The sequence below is a fragment of the Pseudoalteromonas aurantia 208 genome (genome assembly GCF_014858725.1).
Taxonomy (GTDB): domain Bacteria; phylum Pseudomonadota; class Gammaproteobacteria; order Enterobacterales; family Alteromonadaceae; genus Pseudoalteromonas; species Pseudoalteromonas aurantia.
Map to the genome: position 1 here is coordinate 2,071,642 of NZ_AQGV01000012.1, position 23,293 is coordinate 2,094,934.

19 protein-coding genes and 7 tRNA genes are annotated in these 23,293 nt (G+C 40.9%); 5 read left to right on the forward strand and 21 right to left on the reverse strand.

Annotated features, from left to right (window positions below):
• Positions 1-123: 123 nt before the first annotated feature.
• From PAUR_RS12740 to PAUR_RS12750, 3 genes are all read right to left on the reverse strand, one after another.
• Positions 124-1,140, reverse strand: coding sequence for an aspartate-semialdehyde dehydrogenase (locus PAUR_RS12740; protein ID WP_192508097.1), 1,017 nt, complete (start codon positions 1,138-1,140; stop codon positions 124-126).
• 1 nt (position 1,141) lies between these two features.
• The gene (locus PAUR_RS12745) at positions 1,142-2,275 is read right to left on the reverse strand and encodes a 4-phosphoerythronate dehydrogenase (protein ID WP_192508098.1); all 1,134 of its coding nucleotides are present in this window, start codon (positions 2,273-2,275) and stop codon (positions 1,142-1,144) included.
• An 86-nt stretch (positions 2,276-2,361) separates the two neighbouring features.
• Positions 2,362-2,610, reverse strand: coding sequence for a DUF6419 family natural product biosynthesis protein (locus PAUR_RS12750; protein ID WP_192508099.1), 249 nt, complete (start codon positions 2,608-2,610; stop codon positions 2,362-2,364).
• 543 nt (positions 2,611-3,153) lie between these two features.
• Here PAUR_RS12750 and fadE point away from each other — a divergent pair.
• A complete protein-coding gene (fadE, locus tag PAUR_RS12755) occupies positions 3,154-5,607 on the forward strand; it encodes an acyl-CoA dehydrogenase FadE (protein ID WP_192508100.1) in 2,454 nt (817 codons plus the stop codon).
• Positions 5,608-5,884: 277 nt separating this feature from the next.
• Here fadE and PAUR_RS12760 read toward each other — a convergent pair whose 3' ends face one another.
• From PAUR_RS12760 to PAUR_RS12785, 6 genes are all read right to left on the reverse strand, one after another.
• Positions 5,885-6,961: a DUF6136 family protein gene (locus PAUR_RS12760; protein WP_192508101.1), complete on the reverse strand. Its 1,077-nt coding sequence runs from the start codon at positions 6,959-6,961 to the stop codon at positions 5,885-5,887.
• Between the two features lie 22 nt (positions 6,962-6,983).
• Entirely contained in the window at positions 6,984-7,568 is a 585-nt protein-coding gene (locus PAUR_RS12765; RefSeq protein ID WP_192508102.1) for an ABC transporter ATP-binding protein, read from the reverse strand.
• A gap of 170 nt (positions 7,569-7,738) precedes the next feature.
• Positions 7,739-8,212: a peroxiredoxin gene (locus PAUR_RS12770; RefSeq protein WP_192508103.1), complete on the reverse strand. Its 474-nt coding sequence runs from the start codon at positions 8,210-8,212 to the stop codon at positions 7,739-7,741.
• A 92-nt stretch (positions 8,213-8,304) separates the two neighbouring features.
• Positions 8,305-9,207 carry an SMP-30/gluconolactonase/LRE family protein gene (locus PAUR_RS12775; RefSeq protein ID WP_192508104.1) on the reverse strand — a complete coding sequence of 301 codons (903 nt, stop codon included), beginning with the start codon at positions 9,205-9,207 and terminating at the stop codon, positions 8,305-8,307.
• Between the two features lie 105 nt (positions 9,208-9,312).
• Positions 9,313-10,026, reverse strand: a complete 714-nt coding sequence (locus tag PAUR_RS12780; RefSeq protein WP_192508105.1) for a helix-turn-helix domain-containing protein — start codon at positions 10,024-10,026, stop codon at positions 9,313-9,315.
• Positions 10,027-10,158: 132 nt separating this feature from the next.
• Complete coding sequence (locus PAUR_RS12785) at positions 10,159-12,411, reverse strand: DUF5916 domain-containing protein (RefSeq protein ID WP_192508106.1); 2,253 nt, start codon at positions 12,409-12,411, stop codon at positions 10,159-10,161.
• Positions 12,412-12,570: 159 nt separating this feature from the next.
• Between PAUR_RS12785 and PAUR_RS12790 the strand changes: the two genes are divergently transcribed.
• On the forward strand, positions 12,571-14,559 hold the full coding sequence (locus PAUR_RS12790) for a winged helix-turn-helix domain-containing protein (protein ID WP_192508107.1): 1,989 nt from the start codon (positions 12,571-12,573) through the stop codon (positions 14,557-14,559).
• A 792-nt stretch (positions 14,560-15,351) separates the two neighbouring features.
• On the opposite strand, the gene PAUR_RS12795 is transcribed toward PAUR_RS12790, so the two are convergent.
• The 9 genes from PAUR_RS12795 to dnaQ all read right to left on the reverse strand — a co-directional run bounded on the left by PAUR_RS12795 (position 15,352) and on the right by dnaQ (position 18,260).
• Positions 15,352-15,428 (reverse strand) — tRNA-Asp (locus PAUR_RS12795).
• 43 nt (positions 15,429-15,471) lie between these two features.
• Positions 15,472-15,548 (reverse strand) — tRNA-Asp (locus tag PAUR_RS12800).
• A gap of 28 nt (positions 15,549-15,576) precedes the next feature.
• A tRNA-Asp gene (locus PAUR_RS12805) sits at positions 15,577-15,653 on the reverse strand.
• A gap of 30 nt (positions 15,654-15,683) precedes the next feature.
• A tRNA-Asp gene (locus PAUR_RS12810) sits at positions 15,684-15,760 on the reverse strand.
• 27 nt (positions 15,761-15,787) lie between these two features.
• Positions 15,788-15,864 (reverse strand) — tRNA-Asp (locus tag PAUR_RS12815).
• A gap of 36 nt (positions 15,865-15,900) precedes the next feature.
• Positions 15,901-15,977, reverse strand: a tRNA-Asp gene (locus tag PAUR_RS12820).
• Between the two features lie 27 nt (positions 15,978-16,004).
• A tRNA-Asp gene (locus tag PAUR_RS12825) sits at positions 16,005-16,081 on the reverse strand.
• 98 nt (positions 16,082-16,179) lie between these two features.
• Positions 16,180-17,541 (reverse strand): TIGR03503 family protein, encoded by a 1,362-nt coding sequence (locus tag PAUR_RS12830; RefSeq protein ID WP_192508108.1) that lies wholly within the window; start codon positions 17,539-17,541, stop codon positions 16,180-16,182.
• Positions 17,542-17,552: 11 nt separating this feature from the next.
• On the reverse strand, positions 17,553-18,260 hold the full coding sequence (gene dnaQ, locus PAUR_RS12835; RefSeq protein ID WP_192508109.1) for a DNA polymerase III subunit epsilon: 708 nt from the start codon (positions 18,258-18,260) through the stop codon (positions 17,553-17,555).
• Positions 18,261-18,330: 70 nt separating this feature from the next.
• Between dnaQ and rnhA the strand changes: the two genes are divergently transcribed.
• Entirely contained in the window at positions 18,331-18,801 is a 471-nt protein-coding gene (gene rnhA / locus PAUR_RS12840) for a ribonuclease HI (protein ID WP_192508110.1), read from the forward strand.
• On the opposite strand, the gene PAUR_RS12845 is transcribed toward rnhA, so the two are convergent.
• Positions 18,798-19,559, reverse strand: a complete 762-nt coding sequence (locus PAUR_RS12845; protein ID WP_192508111.1) for a class I SAM-dependent methyltransferase — start codon at positions 19,557-19,559, stop codon at positions 18,798-18,800. The genes rnhA and PAUR_RS12845 overlap by 4 nt on opposite strands.
• Positions 19,560-19,615: 56 nt before the next feature.
• Between PAUR_RS12845 and gloB the strand changes: the two genes are divergently transcribed.
• Together gloB and PAUR_RS12855 are read left to right on the forward strand one after the other, a co-directional pair.
• Positions 19,616-20,383 (forward strand): hydroxyacylglutathione hydrolase, encoded by a 768-nt coding sequence (gene gloB / locus PAUR_RS12850; RefSeq protein WP_192508579.1) that lies wholly within the window; start codon positions 19,616-19,618, stop codon positions 20,381-20,383.
• Positions 20,384-20,467: 84 nt separating this feature from the next.
• Positions 20,468-22,039 (forward strand): lytic transglycosylase, encoded by a 1,572-nt coding sequence (locus PAUR_RS12855; protein WP_192508112.1) that lies wholly within the window; start codon positions 20,468-20,470, stop codon positions 22,037-22,039.
• Between the two features lie 75 nt (positions 22,040-22,114).
• On the opposite strand, the gene PAUR_RS12860 is transcribed toward PAUR_RS12855, so the two are convergent.
• Together PAUR_RS12860 and truC are read right to left on the reverse strand one after the other, a co-directional pair.
• Positions 22,115-22,558, reverse strand: a complete 444-nt coding sequence (locus PAUR_RS12860; protein WP_192508113.1) for a flavodoxin domain-containing protein — start codon at positions 22,556-22,558, stop codon at positions 22,115-22,117.
• Complete coding sequence (gene truC, locus PAUR_RS12865; protein WP_192508114.1) at positions 22,558-23,292, reverse strand: tRNA pseudouridine(65) synthase TruC; 735 nt, start codon at positions 23,290-23,292, stop codon at positions 22,558-22,560. Before truC ends, PAUR_RS12860 begins: the two co-directional genes overlap by 1 nt.
• Between the last annotated feature and the right edge of the window lies 1 nt (position 23,293).

Consider the following 23,293-nt stretch of genomic DNA (forward strand, 5'->3'; position numbering starts at 1 on the left):
TATAATAGTTTATGATGAGGAGTAAAACTTCTTAGTTTTCAGGGGGGCAATTCTTTGACGTGATATTTAACAAAAGAGGTAAAGAGCTGCCTCTTAGCAGCCCTTTACAATCAACTGTTTGAACTAAAGGTAGTTTTCAACCAGTTCTTCAGCAATTTGTACACTATTCGTTGCTGCACCTTTACGAGTATTATCGGATACCACCCACAAATTTAGGCCATGAGGGTGAGAAATATCTTGGCGTAAGCGGCCAACATACACGGTATCATTACCACTGGCGTCCCCAACTGGGGTAGGATAATCTTGCTCATCTTCAACAAACTCGACGCCTGGTGCATCATTCAGTAACTGTTTAATATGTTCAATATCGTGAGGCATCCGTGTTTCTAAATGAATTGCTTCTGCATGACCAAAAAAAACTGGAACCCTAACTGCTGTTGGGTTTACTAGCACACTGCTATCACCTAGTATTTTCTGCGTTTCCCAAACCATTTTCATTTCTTCTTTGGTGTAACCATTTTCTTGAAAACTATCAATTTGTGGAATAACGTTAAACGCAATTTGTTTACTAAATACACTATTCTCTAGTGGCCGTGCATTCATTAAATTTGCTGTTTGTTTTGCTAATTCATCAACAGCTTCTTTTCCTGCACCTGACACTGCTTGATATGTAGATACATTTATACGGTCTATGCCATAAGCATCATAGATTGGCTTTAGCGCAACCATCATTTGAATTGTTGAGCAATTTGGGTTTGCAATAATATTACGATTACGAAAATCAGCTAGGCTTTCCTTGTTAACTTCTGGCACCACAAGAGGCACATCAAAGTCATATCTAAAATGTGAAGTGTTATCAATAACAACACAGCCTGCCTCAGCTGCAATAGGAGCATACTTTTCGGAAACACTTCCACCAGCTGAAAATAAGCCGATATGCGCGTCAGAAAAATCAAAGTTCTCGACATCTAACACTTCAATTTTCTCACCACGAAAGTCAATATCTTCCCCTGCACTGCGACTGCTCGCAAGTGCAAATAGCTGATCAACAGGGAACTTTCTATCTTGTAAAGTCTCAATAATTTGACGACCAACTAACCCAGTTGCGCCCAATACTGCCACGTTAAATTTTTGCGACATGCTATTCCTCATTCTTTTCAATTACATTAAAACCTAGCTGCGCTAACATCGCACCATGTCCACTACGGTTTTCAATACTTAGTGTACTAAATTCTCTACGAGGCGGATAATTTTTACGTAAACTATCAAACCCTTGCGTTGTTAAATTACCTCTAAGTAATCCATCATCACGGCGAATATCATAAACTAAGTGAACAATACGACCTAAATCATGCTCACTCAGCGTTTCTTCAATATGACACTTGGTAAGAGCCGGTATAGGTAAAAAGTCAGCTAGCTCCTTCGTTGCAGCGACATCAAGTAACTGACATACACCTTGATAAAGCATTTGGGTTCCTCGTGCTTTCCCTTCTTGCGTGTGTCCCGCAATATGTACACTGGAAAACCGAACATATGGCAGGAGATCGGTCAGTATATTAGGCTCATTTTCCCATACATCTAACACCAGCTCTAACTGTTTACCTGAGCGCAACGCGACCAACAAAGCCTTATTGTCAATGACATCACCTCTGCTAGCATTGATAATCAACATGCCCGCTTTTAATTTAGCTATGCGTTCTGCATTTAGTAAATGCTGTGTCTTATGTTTACCATCTTTGATTAATGGTACATGAAAAGTAACAAAATCCGCTTGCTCTAAGGCCGCGTCAAGTTCAATATGTTCATCTAAAGTGCCTTCAGCGTAACGTATGGGGTCGCACAGTAACAGTGTAACGCCCATGCTGTGTAATTTGTCACGTAAACATTGACCAATATTACCTACACCTATTATCGCAAGGCTTTTTCCTGCCAAACCTGTATTTGTCTCTTGGCTATATGCATAAAGAGCACTAATAACATATTCTGCAACCGCTATCGCGTTACAACCTGGCGCACTGCTAAAAGCTATGTTTTTCTGCAATAGTAAAGCTGTATCAATATGGTCAATTCCGATTGTTGCTGTGCCAACAAATTTCAAATTGTCAGCTTTACTTAATAGCTGCGCATCAACCTGAGTAACAGATCGAGTAAGTAAAATATCTATATCACTCAGCGCATCAGGCGATAAATTCCTACCATCAAAACGCTTAACATCGCCTAAATCAGAGAAGTATTCTTCGACTAACGGCATATTTTGATCAGCTAAGATCTTCATTTACTATTCCAACGTACACACATAGGCCGTATTGTATACCTAAGCCCTAAGTAAATGCGAGCTTCAAACGGGCCGCTTGTTATAACTTACCGCCCTTTTAATTTATGTATACCAGCTCCAATTCCCGCAAACATGACAATGATAAGCATCAAAACCATAAGAGTTGCTTGCTTTTGTTCGGGTAACAAAATCAGTGGGCTCATTAATATTGCCATCACACTACTGAAAGCAATAAAGAGTGCAGTATACAAACAACGGTGATAACCAAAGTAAGCACTTACAAGGCAAAAAAATAAGCTGATAAAAACTGCAGGAGTATAAATATTAAAAGACATCCATGTTGCCGTTAAAGATATAATTATAGAAATGGTCGAGCTCATCATTTTAGGTTCCTTCCTGTTTTATGACTACATTAAACATAGATCGTCCACTTGCGAATGCAACTTTAAAATTACAAAAAAAACACTTTTTTGCTTAGGTTTCTTTGTACTATTTAACCTCAGCTCTGGATAAGCGACTTTGCCCAATAAAGCTATTTTTCCCACTCTCGGCGTTGCTTTCATTTGTAATAGCCCGCTATTACTGCATAAAAGCGCCTTGATATTGAAAAAAATATCATCATTGGGTTGTACGTAAGTTTGTTTACAAAATATTTCCTATTCCAAAACCCTTATCCAAACCTGAGGTTATTTAGCTAAAACAGTATGCATAGCAACTCGTATTTTTATTCGCTTATATATTGATAAGTATGCTTTCTTATCAATCATCCATACAATAAATTTACATATGTCAGAATTGGCGCTGTTTTTTCTCTTGAAAAGACCCCTTTTAAGCGCTAGTCTTACTAGGTGGTCGGACCTCTAATAAGGAAGAACAAAATGACACTCATTTTTACCCTAGCCTTGCTCGCGCTTCTTGGCGCAGCGAGCTATCATCGAGCCAGCTGGAACACTTGCATAGGGATAGCTGCAATAACATTGTTAATTGGTACATTCGCAAGTGCATTCGGTGCACTTACCTGGTTAGTCTTTCTAGCCATCACTGTACCATTATCACTCACTAACATTCGTCAGCAGTATATTATTGCTCCGTTATTCAAGGCATTCAAAAAAGTTACACCTACCATGTCTGACACGGAAAAATCAGCAATCGATGCTGGAACCACGTGGTGGGAAGCTGATCTTTTTTGCGGAAATCCTAATTGGGAAAAATTACATCAATACCCAAAACCTCGGTTAACCGTCGAAGAGCAAGCGTTTCTTGATGGCCCTGTTGAAGAAGTTTGTGCAATGCTTGATGATTGGAAAGCAACCCACGAGCTAACTGACTTACCACAAGATGTCTGGCAATATTTAAAAGACAACAAATTCTTTGCCATGATCATCAAAAAGCAATATGGTGGCCTTGAATTTTCAGCTTTTGCACAATCATGCGTGCTGCAAAAACTCACGAGTAAATCAACATTACTTTCATCTATTGTAGGTGTACCTAACTCACTTGGTCCGGGTGAATTATTACAACATTACGGCACTAAAGAGCAAAAAGACCACTACCTACCCCGTCTTGCTAAGGGACAAGAGATCCCATGTTTTGCATTGACGTCACCAGAAGCTGGTTCCGATGCCTCTGCAATTCCTGATTATGGCATTGTGTGTAAAGGTGAATGGGAAGGTAAAGAAACATTAGGTATTCGATTAACATGGAACAAACGTTATATTACGCTTGCTCCAGTCGCAACTGTGTTAGGGTTAGCATTCAAACTGCGCGACCCCGACGGCTTGATAGGCGAAGAAAAAGAACCTGGTATTACCTGTGCTTTGATACCAACAACAACGCCAGGTGTTAAAATCGGTCGCCGTCATTTTCCTTTAAACGTACCGTTTCAAAACGGGCCAACACAAGGTGATGACATATTTGTACCCATTGACTACATTATAGGTGGCCCAGAAATGGCAGGCCAAGGCTGGCGTATGCTGGTTGAGTGTCTATCTGTTGGTCGCGCTATTACCTTACCGTCAAATTCGACTGGTGGGATAAAATCTTTAGCGCTAGCAAGCGGTGCGTATAGTCGTATTCGTCGTCAATTCAAATTACCAATTGGTAAAATGGAAGGGGTTGAAGAATCTCTCGCAAAATTAGCTGGCTACGCTTATAGCACAGATGCTGCAGTGAGTATGTCTACCGGTGCGGTTGACTTAGGTGAAAAACCTTCAGTCGTGTCTGCCATCTTAAAATACCACCTAACAGAACAAATGCGCGCATCTACGATGCATGCGATGGATATTCATGGTGGTAAAGGTATCTGCCTTGGCCCAAATAACTATCTAGGCCGCGGTTATCAAGGTGCCCCTATCGCCATCACGGTTGAAGGCGCAAACATATTAACCCGTAATATGATCATCTATGGACAAGGTGCTATTCGTTGTCACCCATTTGTACTGGCTGAACTTAATGCCGTCAGCATGAGTGACAAACAAGCCGCACTTGACAGTTTTGATTCATCATTAATGGGCCATATTGGCTTCACAATATCAAACCTTGTACGCACTAAATGGTTAGCACTAACGGGGGCACGCTTTACTAAAGTACCATATAACGATGAAACGGCAGTTTTTTATCGTAACGCAAGTCGGTATAGCGCATCTTTAGCGCTTATGTCAGACATTTGTATGGCTGTATTTGGTGGTTCGTTGAAACGAAAAGAGCGAATCTCAGCACGACTAGGTGATTTACTCAGTTACCTTTACCTTGTTTCTGCAACGCTTAAGCGCTACAACGATGAAGGTCGTAAGAAAGAAGATTTGCCATTTGTACAGTGGAGCTGTCAGGAGCACTTATACTTGTGCCAACGCGCATTGGCAGATCTCATCAACAATATGCCATCAGCACCATTACGTGCCGTATTAAAACTGGTTTTATTCCCATTTGGTAGACCTATTCGTAAACCAACTGACACGTTAGAACACAAACTTGCACATTTGCTACAAACACCAAATGAATCAAGAGACAGGCTTGCTGCTCATATTTATTTAACGGATGAACCTTTAAACCTAATTGGTAGACAAGAACAGACTTTAAAAGACATCCTTGCTGTGGAACCCTTGTTTGATAAAGTGTGTCGCGCCAAAGGGCAAAAACTGCCATTCACACAATTAGACAAAGTCGCCCAAATGGGACTTGACGCAAAAATTCTCAATGAAGATGAGGCAACACAACTCGCTGAGGTTGAAGCCAAACGTCTTGCGGTGATCAATGTCGATGACTTTGACCCCAGTGAGCTTATGGCCGGGAAAGCTGCTAAACCGACAGTCCAGGGGGTAGATGCAGCATAGGCTTAGTGTCTAAATATGTAATAACCCACCAAGATAAGATCAACCCAACCCTAAACAAGCCAGCATATGCTGGCTTTTTTGTAACCATGCAACAATGTAATACTCCTAAATTCAATTGTATTAAATAAATGTTTAGGTATTACAGCAGGTACATGACGTAGTAATCAGGCAAAAATTTCGATGTATCGTTATTCTACACCCATCACCTTTAACATAATGAATAAGTCATTTGGCCTGCTAGCATGATGGCTGGTTTCACTAAATGGGAATAAATCCCTTAAGTGATCACTTTAATTACAAACAAGGAGATCGAACTTGAAGCCCATACAACTGCCGTTAATTTCGGCTTATTTATAGCACTATACATAAGAGCCGGCATACAAAGTAAAGCGCCACTCATGTAGATGTCAAAGCCCAGTAAAAAGCCAGAGCAACACCACAATATAATGCATAATATTGATAATAAAAAAATTTGCACACGTTTAATATCCTTATACTTACCCAAAGACTCCCAAAATAAGCGTGTTTCTTGTAAATGCTGGTTGGTTTCAATCATTAATGTTGACCACCAAAGCTGGTTAATAAGTACCGCAGCTAACATATACCAGTGTAGTAAATCAGGCCGCATAATTTGAATAATGTCCGCAGCCCACAGTACTAAAAAAGTGGCCGTTGCACGCCAAGTCAGCACCCAAGAATGCGCAAATGCATAATGAACCCAAAACGACCATATATTAATTGGATAGGTCAGATTGGGGGAATGTACTTTGGGTATAAACCAGCAACCAATCAATAGCACGTTTGTACAAACTAAAAAGTGCAGGATAGATGGTGACCACCACAGTGATATAAACGCCATTAATAACGCCCAGTTGACTGCTTGTGGTCGGTATAATAACCCCATAGCAAAGCTAACTTGAGTCAACATAAAGAGCAAAAGCTGTGGCGCCTGACTGAGCTTTTCCCAACCCATAGCGACTGCCAATATCAATGTTGTGACAAGCAAAACATGACTTGCGAGTAATAACACAACATCAGCCAAATACTTATGCCATGCACGGGGTAATATACTATTTTGGAAACACCTATGCCGACTATCTAAAATTGCAGGTTTTAGAACGGTAATTAACAGAGTTTGAATTAGTAAATAAGCAAATGCAACTTGTATGCTAACCAATATGCTATCACTTTGCACGATCTTACCTAAACCAAAAAACAGAGACGCAATTAACCCTGGTAAAAAAATATAGAATAGCGTGGTGATCATCAAAATAAATTGATTAAGTTGATTAACTAACTCTTTAAGTTCCGCCTTAAAAGCTCGGTATCGATATTGATAGAAGTGTTTCATCATAATCTGTTAAACACCTTCACGGTTAAACTTTCTTAAGTGGCTGACTATCAAAACCTATATCCAAAAATGGCTGCGGTTCATGGTTACTTATAATGACTTGGCCTTCGTAGGCACAGATCCACTCTAACACTACATCAAGGCCTCGCTTATCCAATGCCGCACTCGGTTCATCTAAAATCAAGTAAGGAGTGTTTCGCATCACAGCATTAATAAGCTGTAATTTCTTTAGGTTACCAGATGATAAATCTTCCACTTGAGTATGCAAAAACGCATCAAAACACAAATCGGTTATAAATTGTTGAGGTAAGGTACATTGCCAACTTGATGCTGTCATTGTGAGTATCTGCTGAGCTGTTAAATATTCTGGAAAAACAATTTTATCCGATGCTAAACTCACACAGCTTTGCAAATGGGCGTGTTGCTGACCATTGAGCGTAATGTGCCCAGAATAAAAACTATCCAGTCCGGCTATTATTGTAAAAAGTGTGGTTTTCCCTAGGCCATTCTTTCCTTCTACACAAAGCTTTTGCGCGGTAAACGTATTATTATAATTTTCAAATATACATTTTTTACCAAAATACTTTGTTAAATTAGCAACTTCAATCATTATTATGCAGGGCTTATATCTGTTCCTTTATTAGGTGACTCTAACATATGCAAAGTTGCAGGTGTCATTAAGAATGTTACACAATGTGTTATTTAGTCACTTAATAATTACCAATATAAAAAACGAGCATAGAGTGCCCGTTTTGATAAATAGCGATATTTGCTTGTATGTTACAGCGCCGCTAAGATCACTTCCGCTTTACTGACTTCAAATGACTTAGGCGCTTCTACATTAAGCTGAGTGACAACGCCATCTTTTATAATCATGGCATAGCGCTGCGAACGAATGCCACCAAATGTCGCTGTGTCCATTTCAAGGCCTAGAGATTTAGTAAAGCTTGCATCGCCATCGCCTAGCATCATTAATTCTGATGCATTATGCGCTTCACCCCACGCTTTCATCACAAACGCATCGTTTACTGATACACAAGCAATAACATCAACGCCTTTGGCTTTAAGCTGATCAGCCAATACCACATAGCCCGGTAAATGGGCCGCTGAACATGTTGGTGTGAAAGCGCCCGGCACCGCAAACAAAACAACGGTTTTGCCTGCGAACAATTCTGTTACTTGGTGCTCTACCATACCGTCATCTGTTAAATGACTGAGTGTCGCTTGTGATAAAGTTTGCCCTTGTTCAATCATGGTGTTCCCTTAAAAAGAATATGTATTTATTTGTTGTATTGCTGAAATCATTTATATGACAGCATTAGTCGATCTGCGACAAGTATACAAGATTAATGTAATGCGTGAGCACGTCCGGCATATTCACTGTAAAAAGATTCGATCGCGCCACGTTTTTGCATTGTCACAAACACTTGAGTCCCCTGCACTCCACCAAATGCAATATTTGTTGGGTACTTTCCTTTTAAGCGCACGGTATGTAATAAGCTTCCACTTGGAGACAGCACTACGACTTCACCTGCGCCATAGCGAGCTACATATAAATTACCTTGGCTATCTGTGCGCATACCATCAAGGCCGTGCTTCGTAAATTGGTAAAACAACCGCTTGTCACTCACATCGCCTTGCTCATTTAGCGTAAATGCCCATATTTTTTGTTGCTTGCTTTCATTTACATACAAGGTAAGGTTATCGGGACTAACTTCAATACCATTACTTGTACCCATCTCTGCTTGTAACAAGCTCACCGTGCCATCCGTCGCTATCCGCCAAATTTGACCCCGCCCGGAAGACCAATTAGGATCACTCGCATAAATCATTCCATCATCACGAATGGCAATGTCGTTTGGTTGATTCATAAGTGGCTCATGGGCATGAACCGACACAGCACCTTGCGGTGTGATTTTTAATATATTATGGCCGGTATAATCTGCCACAAACATATCTCCATGCTGATTAAAACGAATACCATTACCAACGCTCCCTTCCGGCAAAGTGAGCCAAAGCTTTGTATTGTTCTTGCCTTGAACTACCCCTATTGTGCCCTGTTGACCATAGTTCACCGCGTATAAAGCTCCATGGCTATCAACCGCAGGACCTTCAACACCCTCGGTAAATGTACCATCGGCTACCCAATCCATTGCTTGAAAAATAACGGGGTTATTCTCGTTAAAGTGCACCGTGCTATTTTGGCAACCACCTAGCAACGTTAGCATCACCCAAAAAAACTTCTGCATTTTATTATCTTTGTCCTTAAAATTATTGAGTATGACCTGCGAAATGACTCTTGTTAATTGAGAATAAGTAATACACAGATCATATGCCGAGCTTTATCACACGAGTTAAAGTTTGTTACGCGTCAATCTAGGCTCAATGAGCATCAGTGCGATACCCAGCAAAGCCCCTGTCAAACCTATAAATTGCAGTAAAGTATTACCAAATCTCGTTTGCTGCTTTACATCTTTACTTACTTTATAAAGCCGGCGACCCTGTTCAATCTCTTTGATAAATTCATCACCTAAATAGTCAAATGATAAAATAATCGATATATCTCTTCGTTTGAGCATTGCTCGCCGTACCTCTTGTATGTCTACATCATGAGGTACAAAACGAGACCAGCTGTAAAAAATATCTTGGGCCTCATTAGGTAAAACAACCCCTCGAGACTCATATTCATACAATGTTTGTGGGAACACTAAGTTTTGAAATCCGACGTAAAAACAGCTGCCACCAAGTGATACCAGCAATATAGCAACGTATAACAAAGTACGTTGTTTGATTGAATTGTCGCGTAGCTGGCGAGCATACCATGACTCTATATCTGGAATTTGGCTGAAATGGTGTTGATTCGCTTGCCCTTGAACGCCAAGCATAAAGTCCTCAACGGTGAGCTCTAAAGCATCTAGTAACTGGCGAAAAACCTCATTAGAGGGCACAGATTTATCATTTTCTAATTTTGATAAATAACTCTGTTCTACCCCCATCTTCTCCGCCAGTTGAGGCTGGCTCATATTTGCTGTGGTACGTAAGTGTTTTATGTAGTGACCGAGTGTCATCTTTTAATCCTTGTTATGGCTTGAAATCACAGCCCATTCTTGGCTAGTCATGCATTAATACCAAGGTGAATATTCAAGAATAACAAGGAATATTAGCAAGTTAAAGCTAATACCCCATCAATCACTTCAAATTTAGAAACCGTATCTAAATTTCAAAATGATACGCTCTTCATTCGGGGTTTGCCAAAGCCGCTCAACACTGCGTGACCAAGGTTCAGCCGCCACGTTCTGCTTTTGCATATTATCAATTTGCGTCGCCCCTCGGCCATAAACCAAATATATATCGGAAAAAGCACCTAATCGATAACGCAACTTCATTTGCGATACTAATCGCTTGTCTTCAAAACTGGTATCCAGATTAGTAAGCTCTGTTAAACTCCCGTCTGTGATACTAAATACCTGCTCACTTTTTGCTTCAAGTACGGCCCATTGCAAATAAATACTCAGTTCAAGATCATCAGTTAATAGTCCTGTAACTTTATTTTCATTCACGAAATACGCTCTATCGTACTGCGTTAGCTGGTTATGAGAATTCGCTATTAGCCAACCGTCCCCTTTACGGTAAAAGTTATTTATATTGATATTCCAATTTTCATGCGGCATAAAAGTAAGATCTAACGCAAACTGTTGCGCGATGCCATTTAGTCCTTCTTGATCATACTGGTAACTGGCAGCCCAGCTAAACTTCCCAACATAAGAGCTACGATAAAATACCCGAGACCCCCATGTATCTGGTTGCTGAAAACGATCACTGTTATAGCCCACATTATCTTGCCACCCCGATGAATTATGTGTCAGTGTCGCCGATGCCTCTGCACCACCATTTAACATCACATTAGCGCTGTACTGACGTTGAGCTGGTAATTTAATCCCCTCATCATTAGATTCATAAGCGACCGCTATTTTTTGTTTTACGCTCGTGACCAATGGCGAATTAAAATTAATAGCATGACTGAACTCCCCTTGCCAATAACGCCAGTCATTGCGCTTAATATACCCTAAATCACTTACATCAAACTTTTCGTCTAACTGTAAGTAAGACGACTCAAATTGAGTATTAGCAGAAAATTGATACCCCAACTTTAGTGACGCACCTCGGCCTTGTTGACTTGTCTGACTTTGCGAAATATCACTGTGCATCATGGTACTTTGCATTGACCAAGTAGCACTTTGGTATTGAGTGTCCCACGCAACGCTGCGAGCATCTCTCTCTATAAATGGACGTTCAGTATGTGTCATCAGTAACCCAGTCTGCCAAGCTTTATGACGATACTTGCCCCTTATGGCGTAAAATGACTTACCCACATCATTACCTAATTTATCTTCTTTTACGGCAAAAGCACCAAGTTGTAGCTGCTCTGTCTGCTGTACAAACCTGACTGCGGCATCTATCGGTGTTGTTATATGCATCATATCATCACTACCCGCTCCAATACGCCGAGTATGAATAAGTGTGGTATCTTGCAGGCTTTGTACATTAAAGACATTAATGTCTTGGGTAAAAAATGCACGTTTGTCTGAGCGCAGTGTTTCGACTGCACTATAATTTAAGTCCACCTCATCACTGTCTATCTGACCAAAATCAGGGTTTATCGCAACACTCAGCTTTTGATGGTGATCTGGCTTATAAATTAAGTCGAAGCCGATATTATTTAACCCTATATTGTCAATCAGGTCTTGCTGACGAGTGATATACGGAACAAACGTGACCTGATGCTCTTGGGGGATAATTGCTTTTACTTTAGGCATCGTTAAAAAGAAGTCAGCATTGGCCGTCGTCTGTTTCTGTGATGCATATAGATGATTATTAACTAACTGATACAACTGCACTGACACACCAATTTCTGATGCATCTCGTAGATTCTTTTTATTATAAAAAGACACTGTATGCCACGGAATAAACGTTTCACTAGACCAAAAGTCTGCTGCCTCAAAGTATGAGGTCTGCCAATCTCCATCCCAATCACTGTCGGTTGTTAATTGTGGCGTAAGAACTGCATCTTGAACCCCTCCACCTAATCCGACCACAAACAAATACGCACCACTGCCATCACCAGAAAAGTCTAAATAGATACGATTAAAATCAGCTTGGATGAACCCATCTTGTAAATTGAATTGCTTCTTTCTTTCTCCTTCTTTTTGCCAATTAATAATACCGACATACACGCCTTGTGCTGTGGTCACTACCTTACTTTCCACTTTATCTAAATACTCAGTATGCGTGGCTGGTACGACTTCATAAAAGGTCTTTGTTGCAGAGACATCCTGCCAAGCTTGATCAATTAACTGGCCATCTAACACTATTGACACGTTATCTTTTGCACAAACCAATGTACTCATTAACCCTAAAATCAACACATATATATTTCGTAACACACCACTCATACTTCAATCCAATTGAAAAAATTTTCCCTATAAAAACAAATATCACTGTGAAAAATACTGAATTTTATCTGAAGAAAGCTAGCTAAACCCTTACGAGTCTTGACTTTATAATGATAAAAGTTAACTTTGTACTCATATAAAGAACATAGATGATGCGCTATGCATACAAATATACAATTCTTAACTTGGGTATTTTTTGACAACACAGATGAGTTACTCAATCTAAGCACCAAAGAAGTCATAAAATTAGAGCCACAAGTAGCGCAATTACTCAGGCTGTTTATTTACAGTAATGGGGAGTTACTTGCGCGCGAGGCGATATCTGAACATATTTGGCCTAATATCATCGTTGAAGATAATAGCTTATATCAATTATTAACAAAATTAAGACGGTTACTCAATGATAATCCAAAACAACCTAAGGCGATTAAAACTATCCCTAAAAAAGGCTATCAATTCATAGCCAGAACAGATGTTTACACTTTACAAGAAACACCTCTAATATCGAAAAAAAATAAGCTCCTCACTCAGTCTCAATGGTGGAAATGGGCAACAATTCCAGTTGTAATTGTATGCAGTAGCGCAATTGCATTTTATTCTAAAAATACCATAAAAACGCCAAAACCTACTTACGAGCTGTCAGATCTGAGTTATGATCTTGGTCTTGAGTACAATGTTGACGCACATAAAACTAAAGACTTAATTGCCTATATAAAAAACTTTAATAATCTCGTATTTAGCAATAAACAAGGTATGGTGTTAAATACCATCAAGTTCCCCAGCCGCATACATCACCCTAGCTGGCATCATGAACTCGACTTAATTACATTCTGGCAATATTACCAAGACCAATGCATTCTCCATGTGTATAAATCCTCAGGGCAAGCTATTCACCGCGCCAAAGGTCAAAAATGTACACGCTCCAGAGCATCTTCTTGGTTATCAAGCACCCAACTAACGATTAATGTAGCACATGGCGCGCACTTCAAGCCTTTTCATTATGACTTTAATACTGGTAAGGCGCTGGCCCTTCCAATTACACTTAACGCAGGGGACACCTTCCAGCACAGTATCAAGGCTTGGCAAGGAAAGACCTATTACCTTATCACCTCCACTGATCATAGCAGTAAATTAATCACACTCGATGGCACTGTGCATATGCAGTGGGCACACCCCATCTCCTTACTGTCTTTCGATCCAAAGCAACAAAGCATTATTACCAACAACTCAGATAAACATCATACATTGGTAGCCACAACGCGAGATGGCCATCAACATATTATTGCCAATGCAGTACAAGGTATGTTCACTGACTTATCCATCGACTTAGCAGGTGATATTTATACGGCAGTAGAAACATGGCAAGTGAATATTCGTGATAAAGATGGACTCCCTATTTTTTCAACCACCAGTATCGATTACCTACCAGTAAGTAATCCACTTGGCGAAACCGCTTTTATGTCAAAAAGAAGCGGTGTCTGTGAAGTCTATTTGCATGCTGACGATCAAATCAAACAACTTTCTTACAATCAAGGCTATGACTATGTTAAACATATTGAGTGGCAACCTAAACTAAATCTGCTTCTCACCAATCGCGATAAGAATGTACTGCTTTATGACCGGCAGGGTAAAGTCTCACAGTTCTCACCTGAGCAAGTTAGCACAATCACCCAATTAGGTTGGCATACAAATGAGCGGGTTTGGATATATGATACGCATACATTGTCTACTTATACTTTAACAGGTCAGCGACTCAAAGAAGTCGCTCTGCAAGTTGACGCACTCATTTACGACAACCAAAATGCTCAATGGCTAGTTTTTGACAACTATACCTTATATAAAGTGAATAGCTTGGCCAATTTGAGCACGCATGAAAATTGGACGCTAATCCACCGCTTTTCACAACAACAATATAATCAACTTCGTAATTTCAAGCTACGAGATAACACCTTATATTGGTTATCAAGCTGGTCTGCAAAAGACTATATTTGGCAACTGCCTTTAGAAGAGACATCGATCTCACTTATCAAATCAGATGAACTGATTTGGCACTACGATATTGCCAAAGATAATTCATTAAATATCGCTAAAATGGAAGCAATTGAAGGCGATATTAAAAAGCTCACTCGACTAGTAACCCCTCAGTAAACATAACATAGCCGCATGAAAGTGATACTGCGGTTATTGTCACTCCGGCCCATATTATCCATTTTACAAATAGATAAGCAGATAAGCAGATAAGCAGATAAGCAGATAAGCAGATAAGCAGATAAGCAGATAAGCAGATAAGCAGATAAGCAGATAAGCAGATAAGCAGATAAGCAGATAAGCAGATAAGCAGATAAGCAGATAAGCAGATAAGCAGATAAGCAGATAAGCAGATAAGCAGATAAGCAGATAAGCAGATAAGCAGATAAGCAGATAAGCAGATAAGCAGATAAGCAGATAAGCAGATAAGCAGATAAGCAGATAAGCAGATAAGCAGATAAGCAGATAAGCAGATAAGCAGATAAGCAGATAAGCAGATAAGCAGATAAGCAGATAAGCAGATAAGCAGATAAGCAGATAAGCAGATAAGCAGATAAGCAGATAAGCAGATAAGCAGATAAGCAGATAAGCAGATAAGCAGATAAGCAGATAAGCAGATAAGCAGATAAGCAGATAAGCAGATAAGCAGATAAGCAGATAAGCAGATAAGCAGATAAGCAGATAAGCAGATAAGCAGATAAGCAGATAAGCAGATAAGCAGATAAGCAGATAAGCAGATAAGCAGATAAGCAGATAAGCAGATAAGCAGATAAGCAGATAAGCAGATAAGCAGATAAGCAGATAAGCAGATAAGCAGATAAAGAATATTAATAATTGATATGTAATTTCAGGATTTTTTAATTATTAAAGGAATAATTATGAATATATGCTTTGGGAGGAATTTAACATATATGGCGGAGTGGACGGGACTCGAACCCGCGACCCCCGGCGTGACAGGCCGGTATTCTAACCAACTGAACTACCACTCCGCAGTGGTATATGACGTATTTCGGGCGTCCCCTAGATATCAAATGGCGGAGTGGACGGGACTCGAACCCGCGACCCCCGGCGTGACAGGCCGGTATTCTAACCAACTGAACTACCACTCCGCTGAGATATCATTTTTGTTATTTGCATTGGCGGAGTGGACGGGACTCGAACCCGCGACCCCCGGCGTGACAGGCCGGTATTCTAACCAACTGAACTACCACTCCGCTGAGCAAATAAAATTTCGATTAAGACGTTGGCGGAGTGGACGGGACTCGAACCCGCGACCCCCGGCGTGACAGGCCGGTATTCTAACCAACTGAACTACCACTCCTCGACGTTTTAATCTGTGCTTTCCTATTGGCGGAGTGGACGGGACTCGAACCCGCGACCCCCGGCGTGACAGGCCGGTATTCTAACCAACTGAACTACCACTCCACTAAGGAAAAGCGTGCCTTTCGGCGTTGTAAGGATTGGCGGAGTGGACGGGACTCGAACCCGCGACCCCCGGCGTGACAGGCCGGTATTCTAACCAACTGAACTACCACTCCAGCATCTCTTACAAATTTTTGAATAATTGGCGGAGTGGACGGGACTCGAACCCGCGACCCCCGGCGTGACAGGCCGGTATTCTAACCAACTGAACTACCACTCCGCATTATTCTTGCTGTTAGGTTGCTCCCTGACAGCGGCGTGAATAATACGAATGGACCCCTTTGGAGTCAACAGTTTTTTTGCAATTTTCCTTCTTTTTTAGTCATCTGACATCGAAAGGTTCAAAATATCACCTGATTTATCATTTTTTGAGCCATTCCCATCTGACTTTTGATTCTCTATTTCTGTTTCTTCTATTTCAAGTTCTGACTTTTTCTTAAATGAAGGCAATTTAAAGCGCAACTTAATGGGTTTATTTTGCACAAAAATACGAATAGCCAACCACCCAAACAATAAAACCATCAGATTGCCAAACAAAATAATCGCAATCATCGTGCTAGAACTCATCGTATCATCAACTATTTCTGCTGCCTTTTCTTGGTTCGCCATTTTTTGTTCAGCTAACGGTAACTCAGGTACCTTTTCTATTGGTCGCTCTATTTCAAATTTATACATCGGCAATGTTGCCATGAACTCTCGACCATTTACATTTTCACCAAACGCCGACAGCTCAATGCTATATCTGCCCCAATCATAATTTTGAATCATGACTTTTCTATATAATCGCGCTTCTTCATTTAAGGTGAACATTTTCTCTTCACCATTCGGGTAAAAGATTTTCCCCTGAAAAATCACCGTCTCAGGTTTAACAATATCTTGGTCAATTCGCAGTAATAGCTCGTGTTCTGACTCTTTGTCCGTGGCAAGTTCTAAATGATAGTCAAAAGGCGGCTCAGCAATAATAAGCGGCTCTTTAACAACTCTGCGTTTTAGTATCGGGGTTTCTATGAAAAATTCAGGTTGCCACTCCCCCGCAGGGAAACTCAACTTAAACTCTCCAGTAAAAATACCATCCATCGGCCTTTCATCAAACTCTCGACCATCATCTTTAAATGCAGTGACGCTTTGTGTCCCTGCTCCAAAGTTTGCATAGTTGTTATTATTGGTACTGGTAAATTCGACAAATAAACTCACAACATCGCGAAAATAACCGGTTTGTATCGGCTTGCCGTCATTGGTGATATGGCCACTGACTTTTAACGTTTCCCCTCTAAACAACAAAGGAGGTAAAGGGTCTACATGAAGTTCAACTTCACCCAGCACCATAATTCGACTATTCGGCTGTATACTACCAACCACTTGCCAAGGTCCGGGGGTCGGGTTTGAAATGGTTATGAGGTCATAGCTTGGTTCATCAAACCAATCAAGGTTTTCATTTTTAAGGGCTTGTGGCGCGTAGAGCTTACTGCCATCGGGTTTGACTAATACAACCGCTGGCGCTCCTCGGGTTCGAAAAAACAACAACGTAATTTTGTCGACTTTATGATCAATTCGAAAGCGATTGTCTAGTAGCGGAATTTCATTTATTTTTCCATTTCGCTGTAAAAGCGTGATGGACGGCAAAGCTAACGCACCAAACCCTATGGCTATTAGCAAAGCCCCCACAATTAATCGCCTCATAGTTTACCTCATTATTGCTGCCATATCGTATTGCCATCTTTATTGACCACTTTCAAGCGTTCTTCGTGAGCAACTACTTCATCGGCACTTGCCAAAATAACTTTAAGTGGTTGTCTATCAGCGCTTAATCTTATTATATCGCCTTGCTGTTTATTGCCACCGGTTTCATTACCCGATGCCAAGTTGAGTTTTTTCTGCCCCCCGGTCATACCGAGATAAACATCAGCAAGAATTTCAGAATCCAGTAATGCGCCGTGCAAAGTTCGTTTAGCATTATCAATATCATAGCGACGACATAGCGCATCTAGGTTGTTCTTTTGACCTGGATGTAAGTCTCTCGCCATGACTAAGGTATCTAATACTTCGCAGTAATCGTGTGTCAGCGGGTAACCTTGGTTTAACATCGCAAATTCATGATCCATAAAGCCGACGTCAAAGGGCGCGTTGTGGATCACCAATTCAGCTCCCTTAATAAACTCAAAGAACTCGTGTGCAACATCTTGGAATAGCGGCTTGCCCTTTAAAAACTCATTCGTAATACCGTGCACATCTATCGCTTCTTCTTCAATACTACGTTGAGGGTTTATATACACATGAAAGTTATTACCAGTTAAGCGGCGATTTACAAGCTCTACACACCCTATCTCAATAATACGATGGCCCGATTTAGGGTCGATACCCGTTGTTTCTGTATCTAGGACTATTTGTCTTTTTAACATTTCGTCAGTAACCTAACTTTGCTATTGTTAGCATTCAATATCTTTATTCTACATAAAAACAGGTCAATTCGTGCAAAAAACCGTAGAGATTTATACCGATGGGTCATGTTTAGGTAATCCAGGTCCTGGTGGTTATGGTATTTATATGAGCTATAAAGGCCATGAAAAGACGTTAAATCAAGGGTATCAACTCACCACAAATAATCGAATGGAAATGCTTGGCGCAACGGTTGCGTTAGAAACATTAAAGCACCCTTGTCGTGTTATACTTTATACCGATAGCCAATATGTCAAACAAGGCATTGAATCTTGGGTCGCAAACTGGAAAAAGCGCAACTGGAAAACAGCGGCCAAAAAGCCAGTTAAAAATGTCGACTTGTGGCAACGGTTAGATTTAGCTTGCCAGCGCCACACTATCCAATGGAAATGGGTAAAAGGTCACAGTGGCAACAAGTACAACGAAATAGTTGACGACCTAGCCCGTGAAGCTGCCTCTATGGATGACTTATTGCCTGATAATGGTTACCAGCCAGACGCTTAATTCTCTTCCTGAAATGACTCTCTAGATTGCCTTACTCTCGCACTTTTCACGGCTGGGGCCCATTTAGGACGAGCATGCCATTTCGGCTTAATCGGGGTTAATGGCGCAACACGCTTTCTTGCCACTAGCAAGTAACAACTCCCCATTGGTTTCAAATAATGGCGACAAAAATGTCGCCAAGGCGCAAATCGAGACAATCGACTACCTCTGGCTAAAGAGGCATGAATAAAGCGCTCATCCGCTAATATCTCAAACCCCAATAAATCCAACCAATCTTTTACGCGTGCTGGCGTAAAAAAGCGTCCTGACCAAGGCAGCTTTTGACCACTAAATGGCAGGCAATGAGCAAGGCCACACAAACTAAATGGGTTAAACCCAGAAATGACGATATACCCGCCTGGGATCAAAGTGCGGTGTGCCTCACGTAAAATATGGTGTGGGTCTGAATGATACTCCAAACAATGGCTTAGAATACATGCATCAACACTGTGTTCAGAAAAGGGTAATTCATCAATTTCAGCCACAACCCCCACATGTTGCTGCGATGTAGGGGCGACACAAACTTGATGCTTAATGGCGCTTTTTGACGTATCGAGTTGGCCACTTAAACCTCCAAGCTTAAGCATATGATAACCAAACATTCGCGTTAACCATTTCCCCATTCGCCGCTCAATGCCATACCGTACATAGTCCCCATGTGGAAAATCTTGCCAATTAAGTGGCTTTGGGCCTTGTTGAAAACTGAGTGCTGGTTTCATCGTTAGAGCTTGCTCGCTATACTATTGCTAACGTTCACTTTATAGAGCAATTAACCATGGCGCAAGTAGAGCCAATCAATGCATTTGATGACAATTATATCTGGGCTATTCGAGACACCGATAAAAAACAGGTTTGGGTCGTTGACCCAGGTGATGCTGAGCCTGTGCTTTCATATCTCGCCCAACATGACGCAACCCTTTGCGGTATTTTGATCACACACCACCACTGGGACCATACCAATGGTGTTGCTGAACTCACTCACGTCTTCCCTAACACCAATGTATATGGTCCTCAGAACTCCAAATTTAAAGGGATCACACACGCCCTGCGAAATGGTGATAGCCTCACTGTTTTTGAACACACTTTCAGTGTACTCACGACACCTGGCCATACATTAGATCACATCTGTTACTGTAATGATGTATTGTGCTTTACGGGTGATACGCTGTTTAGCGCCGGATGTGGACGATTATTTGAAGGCAGTGCAGAGCAAATGTGGCACTCATTTAAACTGTTTTCACAGTTTAATGACAACACCCTAATTTATTGCACACATGAATATAGCGCTGCGAACTTAGCATTTGCTATCGCAGTAGAGCCTGATAATAACGATATCAAAGCACACATTGAATGGGTCACTACACAGCGTAAAAATAATTTACCCAGTCTACCAACTCGTTTTGGTATTGAACGAAAAATCAACCCATTTTTGCGCTCGGATCTACCACATATGTTGCATCACTTACCTCATGATGTAACAGTGAATAATCTTACGCCTTGGCATAACTTTGCAGCTCTGCGATTATGGAAAGACCAATTTTAGTCAGCACAGGCTCAGCACAGCTCTTTAAACTTATCTTATTTACAGGTAGTATTGGCGGGTTTTTGCCCGAATATATAAAGAAATATGACTAAATCACCTATTTTAATTGTACTGGTAGCACTGTTAAGTGGTTGCCAAACATTAACATCAACGATTGAACAACGCGTAGAAGCTCAAGTATTAGATAACGCAGCAAGTCCGCATGAAATTAGTGAGACATTACTGAGTGCAATCCAAGCTCCAATTGAAGTAGATGAGCCCCCCCCGGTCTTTGACGACGTATGGGAACGTATTCGCTACCAGCTTTCGATAGAAGTGCCGCAAAACAGACCTGTGGTTGCTGAGCGTAATTATTATCAACGGCACCAGCGCTATATGGATAGAATATCAAAACGCGCAGAACCTTACCTCTACTTCATTGTTGAAGAAGTAGAGAAACGTGAAATGCCCATTGAAATTGCCCTCCTACCAATCGTAGAAAGCGCATTTGACCCTTTTGGTTATTCTCATCGTAGTGCCTCGGGTATTTGGCAGTTCATGCCACAAACTGGCGAGCGTTTTAACTTAAAGCAGAATTGGTGGTATGACGGACGACGTGACATTGTTCAATCAACCCGCGCAGCACTTGATTACTTAACTTATTTACATAAAACCCTTGAGGGTGATTGGCTCAATGCAATCGCGGCATACAACTCAGGTGAAGGTCGACTGCTAAAGGCCATTCGCAAAAACCGCAAAAAACATTTACCCACCGACTTTTGGTCTTTAGACTTGCCAAGAGAGACAACCGCATATGTACCAAAGTTACTCGCTTTATCTGATCTTTTGAAGCGTCAAGATGAATTCAAAGTAACCTGGAACCCCATTATCAATGCCCAAGTTGTTGAGACCATTGATGTTGACTCTCAAATTGATTTGGCACTCGCAGCGCAAATGGCCGATATTACTTTAACTGAATTATATCGACTTAACCCCGGATTCAATCGCTGGGCAACAGACCCTGATGGGCCTCATATCTTACTACTCCCATCAGATAAAATTGATACATTTAAAACAAAATTAGCCGTTACAGAAGCTAAAGACCGTTTAAGGTGGCAATATTATACCGTTAACCGAGGTGATACACTGTCTGTAATAGCGAAAAAATTCTCAACCAGTTCCAGTGCTATTCAATCTTTAAATAAACTAAACAGTCATATTATTCGAATTGGTCAAAAACTACTCGTGCCTTTAAGTGATGGAGAATTGAAAAGTGAGCACTTACCATCACAAGTCAGGATGGCGGTCAATAAGAATCAAAAAAGTAAAAAAACCCATGTTGTAAAAAGTGGCGATACGCTGTGGGATATCAGTCGAGAATACGATGTAACGATTAAGCAGCTTGCCAGTTGGAATAAACTTAAAACGCAATCGGTATTACGATTAGGGCAAAAATTAACGGTTTATCAAAATACCAAAAGCAAACCAAATACCACGCTTGTGAGTACGTCTCGCACTATTACTTATAAAGTCAGACGCGGTGATTCATTAGCCCGTATTGCCAGTAAATTTAATTTAACGGTGAAAGAAATCATCAAATGGAATAACCTCGCTGGCCAGAAATATTTGCATCCGGGTCAAAAACTGAAATTAAAAGTCGATGTGAAACGTACCTAGCACTAGGGGCTGTTGGACATAAAATGGCGCTCATCATGTGCGCCATTTTAATGTTTAATTTTGTATATCATGGCATTATAAAGCTTGCTGCCAACTCCTTAGCCATAACTCAGTCGGTTCCCATGGTTCAAAATACTCTCCCGCATCGATGTCTAACCTGGACGTCACACTCGTCGCATCTAGCCCGCGTATAAGTTCATCGATTTGGCGACCAGCACCACAAAAAGTTTCTCCATAGCTACGATCTCCCAATGCAACTACCCCGACCTTCTTTCCTGTAAGCATGGGTGCTTGGCTATGCATTTGAGATATAAGCGGTTCTAAGTTATCAGGAATATCACCAGATCCTGTTGTCGATGATACAAACAAAATATTATCTGATTGTTTGATTTGCTCTAATGTACCACTGTCATACACTGCCGCCTCATGACCTTGAGCGAGCAATGCTTTTTTAATCTCTGCGGCTAAATTATCTGCATTACCATACATACTACCGACAAAAATTGATACGACTGCCATTATTCATAATCCTTCTCTTGGTTAGGCCAGCCTAATTGGTCGCAAACTGCCAGCATTTGCTCACCCAACTCAGCGCTTATTGTTACTGATTTATGCGTATAAGGATGGATAAATTTTAACGAACTTGCAAACAACATTAAGCGGCGATAGCTAAAATGCTCAACAAAGAAATGATTATGTTTGTTATCGCCGTGATTTACATCGCCAATAATTGGTGTTGATAAATAATTTAAATGACGGCGAATTTGGTGCTTCCTACCTGTTTTTGGAAAACACTCTACCAATGAATAACGGATGGATGGATACTTACCAAAAGGGATCGGTAAACTCGCTTTATGTAAGCAATTAAACTGTGTTTGCGCTTCTTGCGGGGCTTTATCTTGATCTGCGAATTTATCTGCTATTTTATCAAGTTCTTCTTTCAATGGCCTATCTATAAATGTCGACTCTGGCGCAAAGCCACGCACTAATGCCAGATAACGCTTTTCAATATTGCCATCGATAAAAACCTGATTCATATCGCGAGCCGCTTCTGAGCTCAATGCAAATAACAACACACCAGATGTAGGCCTATCTAAACGGTGCACTGGAAAAACATATTGACCGAGTTGGTCTCTTAGCATTTGTACTGCGAATTGGGTTTCTCTTTTATCGAGTAGTGAGCGATGTACTAATAGCCCTGAAGGCTTGTTTATTGCTACATAATCTTTATCTTGATAGATGATTTCTAACATC